General features: G+C 74.3%; 5 protein-coding genes and 2 pseudogenes. 2 read left to right on the top strand and 5 right to left on the bottom strand.

What is annotated here, in order from left to right:
* Nucleotides 1-261, bottom strand: a pseudogene (locus NCC78_RS28680) (phosphatase); the annotation flags it as partial.
* Nucleotides 262-491: 230 nt separating this feature from the next.
* Between NCC78_RS28680 and NCC78_RS28675 the strand changes: the two are divergent.
* Both NCC78_RS28675 and NCC78_RS28670 read left to right on the top strand, forming a co-directional pair.
* Nucleotides 492-1,007, top strand: a complete 516-nt coding sequence (locus NCC78_RS28675) for a sigma-70 family RNA polymerase sigma factor (protein WP_284706363.1) — start codon at nucleotides 492-494, stop codon at nucleotides 1,005-1,007.
* Nucleotides 1,004-1,693 carry a zf-HC2 domain-containing protein gene (locus NCC78_RS28670; RefSeq protein ID WP_250798425.1) on the top strand — a complete coding sequence of 230 codons (690 nt, stop codon included), beginning with the start codon at nucleotides 1,004-1,006 and terminating at the stop codon, nucleotides 1,691-1,693. Before NCC78_RS28675 ends, NCC78_RS28670 begins: the two co-directional genes overlap by 4 nt.
* Nucleotides 1,694-1,801: 108 nt before the next feature.
* On the opposite strand, the gene rarD is transcribed toward NCC78_RS28670, so the two are convergent.
* The 4 genes and pseudogenes from rarD to NCC78_RS28650 form a co-directional block, all read right to left on the bottom strand.
* Nucleotides 1,802-2,728, bottom strand: coding sequence for an EamA family transporter RarD (rarD, locus tag NCC78_RS28665; protein WP_250798423.1), 927 nt, complete (start codon nucleotides 2,726-2,728; stop codon nucleotides 1,802-1,804).
* Nucleotides 2,725-3,225, bottom strand: a complete 501-nt coding sequence (locus NCC78_RS28660) for a GNAT family N-acetyltransferase (protein WP_250798421.1) — start codon at nucleotides 3,223-3,225, stop codon at nucleotides 2,725-2,727. The genes rarD and NCC78_RS28660 overlap by 4 nt, the downstream gene beginning before the upstream one ends.
* 99 nt (nucleotides 3,226-3,324) lie before the next feature.
* Nucleotides 3,325-3,711 carry a phage holin family protein gene (locus NCC78_RS28655; RefSeq protein WP_250798420.1) on the bottom strand — a complete coding sequence of 129 codons (387 nt, stop codon included), beginning with the start codon at nucleotides 3,709-3,711 and terminating at the stop codon, nucleotides 3,325-3,327.
* Between the two features lie 82 nt (nucleotides 3,712-3,793).
* A pseudogene (locus NCC78_RS28650) lies at nucleotides 3,794-4,126 on the bottom strand (type VII secretion protein EccE); the annotation flags it as partial.

The raw sequence follows: 4,126 nt of genomic DNA, 5'->3' as shown, positions 1-4,126 counted from the left end.
GGCGGCGGCGGGGTCGGCGCCGGCCAGCGCACCGGCCGCCGCGCCACCCAGACCGAGCACCAGCGCGCCGACCGCGCCGGCCCGGACGACGCCGCGGCGGGAGACCTCCGCGTTCACCACGTCCCCGAAGTACGCGTTGTCGGAGGTGTTCGGAACCGGGTGGTCGCAGGCGTTGCCGCACCGGTAGAGACAGGTCATGGCGTCGCGGCTGCCGTGGCGGTTGGCGCCCAACAGCGGGAGCAGCCGGGGACGGTCGCTCATGTGAAGGAGCCTCCTGGATGGGGTTCGGTGCACGCCGGATCAGCCACTGACGTGCGTACCCGCCGGACGCTAGGAGGGTGTGGTGAGCGGATGCGGGCCCCGGTGTGAACCGGACGTGAACACCTCCGCCGGGAATCCCACAGTGACCTGCGGCTGAACCGATCGGGGTGACCGCACGTATTCCCGTGCGAACGCCCCGCCGGACTCGCGCCGACAGCGAGGAGACCGCCATCAGCGACCACGACGCCCAACTGCTCCGCGCGCTGCACGACGAACACGCGGAGGCGCTGTACGCGCACGCCCTGCGCCTGGTCAACGGCGACCGGCAGCGGGCCGAGGACCTGGTGCAGGAGACGCTGCTGCGGGCCTGGCGGCACCCGGAGTCCCTCGATCCCCGGCGCGGCTCGGTTCGCGCCTGGCTCTTCACCACCGCGCGCAACCTCGCCATCGACGCGTGGCGTCGCCGCTCCACCCGCGTCGGCGAGGTCTACACCGACGAGCTGCCCGAACCTGCTGAGACTGTGGACGAAGCGGAGCGTGCGGTGGAGGCCTGGACCGTCGCGGAGGCGTTGAACCGGCTCAGCCCCACCCACCGGGAGGTGCTGGTCGAGTGCTTCTACCAGGGCCGGTCGGTGGCCGAGGCGGCCTCCCGGCTGGGCGTGCCGCCGGGCACCGTGAAGTCCCGGACCCACTACGCCCTGCGCTCACTACGGTTGGTCCTGGCCGAGATGGGGGTGACGGGATGACCCGGTGCGAGTTCGCGCACGACGACGGCGCGTACGTGCTGGGTGCGCTGGCCCCCGCCGAGCGGGCGGCCTACGAGCGGCACCTCGCCGGCTGCGAGGCGTGCCGGCAGGCGGTCGCCGAGATCGCCGTCCTGCCCGGGCTGCTCGGCCGGCTCGACCCGAACGGCCTGGAGCAGTTCCTGCCGCCGCCGGAGAACCCCCGGGTGCCCGAGCTGCTCACCGCCGCGCGGGAGCGCCGGCGCCGCGAGCGGTTCGCCACCCGCCGGCGGTACGCCCTCACCACGCTGGCCGCCGCCGCGCTGGCCCTGGTCGTCGGCTTCGGCAGTGCCGCCCTGCTGCCCCGCGAGGCGGCCCCACCCGGCGGCGACGCGCGAATGGTCGCCATGGAGTCGGTGGCCGGCACGGTGCCGGTGCACGCCGAGATCAGCCTGCGGGGCACCGACTGGGGCACCGAGATCACCATGCGCTGCGGGTACGACGCGAAGGCCGGCTACGCCAAGGCGCACGCCTTCCGGCTGGTGGCGCGCGGCCCGGACGGCGCGACGGAGCAGATCGGGTCCTGGCTCGCCGCCCCCGGCGACGACCTGCGGATCAGCGGTGCCACCCGCTTCACCGACGCCGAGCTGGTCCGGCTGGAGCTGCTCCGCGCCGACGGCACCCCCGTCCTCGCCTACGACGTCCCCTGAGCCCTGGGTCGTCTTCGGCGAGCTGCTCACCCGCGACGGCGTGTCCCGCAGCGTGTCGCTGACCACCCCGCCGTGCCGCCCGCGACGCGCGGGGACCCGGGGCCGGGGTCAGCGGGTGGTGACGGGTTCGCGGTGGGCGGCCCGGGCGTGCGTGGCGCGGGTGCGGTGGCCGTGGCGCAGGGCGTCGACGGTGAACACGATCAGCGCGGCCCAGACCAGGGCGAAGCCGGCCAGCCGGGCCGGTGGCATCGGCTCGTGGAAGATCAGCACCCCGCAGCCGAGCTGGAGAATCGGGGCGAGGTACTGGAGCATGCTCAGACCGGTGAGCGGCAGCCGGTTCGCCGCCCCGGCGAAGAGCAGCAGCGGGATCGCGGTCGCCGCCCCGGCCGCCACCAGCAGCGCGGTGTGCCCGAGCGAGACGTGCCCGAAGGTGGCGTCGCCGGCGGCGCTGAGCCAGCCCAGGTACGCCAGCGCGGGCAGCGCCAGCACCGCGGACTCGACGAAGAGCCCCTCCGCGGCGGGCAGCCCGAGCCGCTTCTTCACCAGGCCGTACCCGGCGAAGCTGAACGCCAGGACCAGGGCCAGCCAGGGCAGCCGGCCGTAGTCGACGGCCAGCACCACCACCGCCAGCCCGCCGGTCGCCAGGGCGGCCCACTGCGCCGGGCGCAGCCGCTCCCGGAGCACGAAGACGCCGAGCAGCACCACGACGAGCGGGTTGATGAAATAGCCGAGGGCGGTCTCCACCACCCGGTCGGAGTTCACGCCGTAGATGTAGGTGCCCCAGTTGACCGCGATCAACGCGGCGGCGACGCCGATCCCGGCCAGCGCGCGGGGCCGGCGCAGCAGGGCCCGCAGGAAGCCGACGTTGCGCACCGCGGCCAGCAGCAGGGCGACGAAGAGCACCGACCAGACGATCCGGTGGGCGAGGATCTCCAGCGGCCCGGCCGGGCGCAGCAGCTTCAGATAGAGCGGGAAGAAGCCCCAGAGCAGGTACGCACCGAAGCCGTAGAGGTAGCCGAGGCGAACTGGCGTCACGCCTCCACCGTAAGGGGCGGCTGCCCCTCGGGCTCCTTGCCGGTGACCGGGCTCACCGGCTGGTCGCGCCGGTCGAGCTGCATCCAGCGGTGCGGGTCGGTCATCGGCGCGAAGCCCACCTTCGCGTACACCCCGTGGGCGTCCACGGTGGCCAGCAGGATCCGGCGTACCCCCAGGTCGGCCAGGTGGTCGCGGACCGCGCCGGCCAGCCAGGTGCCCAACCCCCGACCCCGCTCGGCCGGGTCGACGTAGACGTCGCAGAGCCAGGCGAAGGTGGCCCGGTCGGTGACGACCCGGGCGACGGCGACCTGCCGGCCGTCACCCGGGCGGTAGACGCCGAACCCCACCGAGCCGGCGAACGCCCGCGCCACCGTCTCCCGGTCCCGCCCCACCGCCCAGTACGCGTCGGTGGAGAGCCAGTGGTGCACCAGTTCCAGGTCGATCCGGCCGGGGTCGGTGCTGAGCAGGTAGCCGTCGTCACGGGTCAGGCTGAACATTCCTGCGACGGTAGCGCCGCCACCCCGACGGCTCAGCGACCAATTCCCGGAATCTGGTCGGCCGGTGCTGCGGGGCGACCGGTGCCGGGCGGCGGGCGGTCAGTCGCGGTCGAGGACGGCGCCGAGGATCCAGGTGACGATGCCGACGAAGAGCGCGCCGAGCACGGCGGCCGGCCAGAACCCGTCCACGTGGAACGGCAGCCCGGCCTGGTCGGCGATCCAGCTCGTGAGCAGGAAGAGCAGCCCGTTGACCACCAGCGCGATCAGCCCGAGGGTCAGCAGGTAGAAACCGCAGCCGACGGTCTTGATGATCGGCTGGAGCACCGCGTTGACCACGCCGAAGATCACCGCGACGAAAAGCAGCGTGGTGACCGCCTCCGTGGCGGAGGCCGAATCCAGCGTGATGCCCGGGATCAGCAACGTGGCCAGCCAGAAGGCCAGCGCCGTGGTGCCCAGCCGGATCAGCAACCCCTTCACAAAACCCATGGCGGGGATCGTGCCACGGACCGACCACCGGCGGAACCCGTGAGACCGGCCAATCCTCCGGCGTCGCCCGGCGGCGTCGGCCTCAGCGGCGCGAGGGGCGGCCGATCAGCTGCGACTCGATCGGGGTGGGGGAGAGCAGCGCCCAGCGCAGCGCCCGCCGGTTGACCACCGCGACCATGTCGTCGCGGATCCGGGTCAGCCACTCCGCCGACCCGCCCAGCCCCAGCGCGGCGCCGGCCAGCGCCGCCTCGGCCTGGTCGAGCGGCTGGAGCACGGCCAGGTCGGCCCGGCCCAGCGCGTCGGCGTCCGCCGGGGTCAGCTCGTCGCGGACCAGCAGCGTGGCCTGCCACGGCCGGCCCGGCTCCGGGTCGGCCGGCGTCGGACCGGCGTCGAGGACCACCAGTAGCGGGCACAG

The sequence above is a fragment of the Micromonospora phytophila genome, from assembly GCF_023656545.1.
GTDB classification, from domain to species: domain Bacteria; phylum Actinomycetota; class Actinomycetes; order Mycobacteriales; family Micromonosporaceae; genus Micromonospora; species Micromonospora phytophila.
Note: the sequence above shows the minus strand (reverse complement) of the source record. Positions and strands in the feature narration are given on the sequence as shown.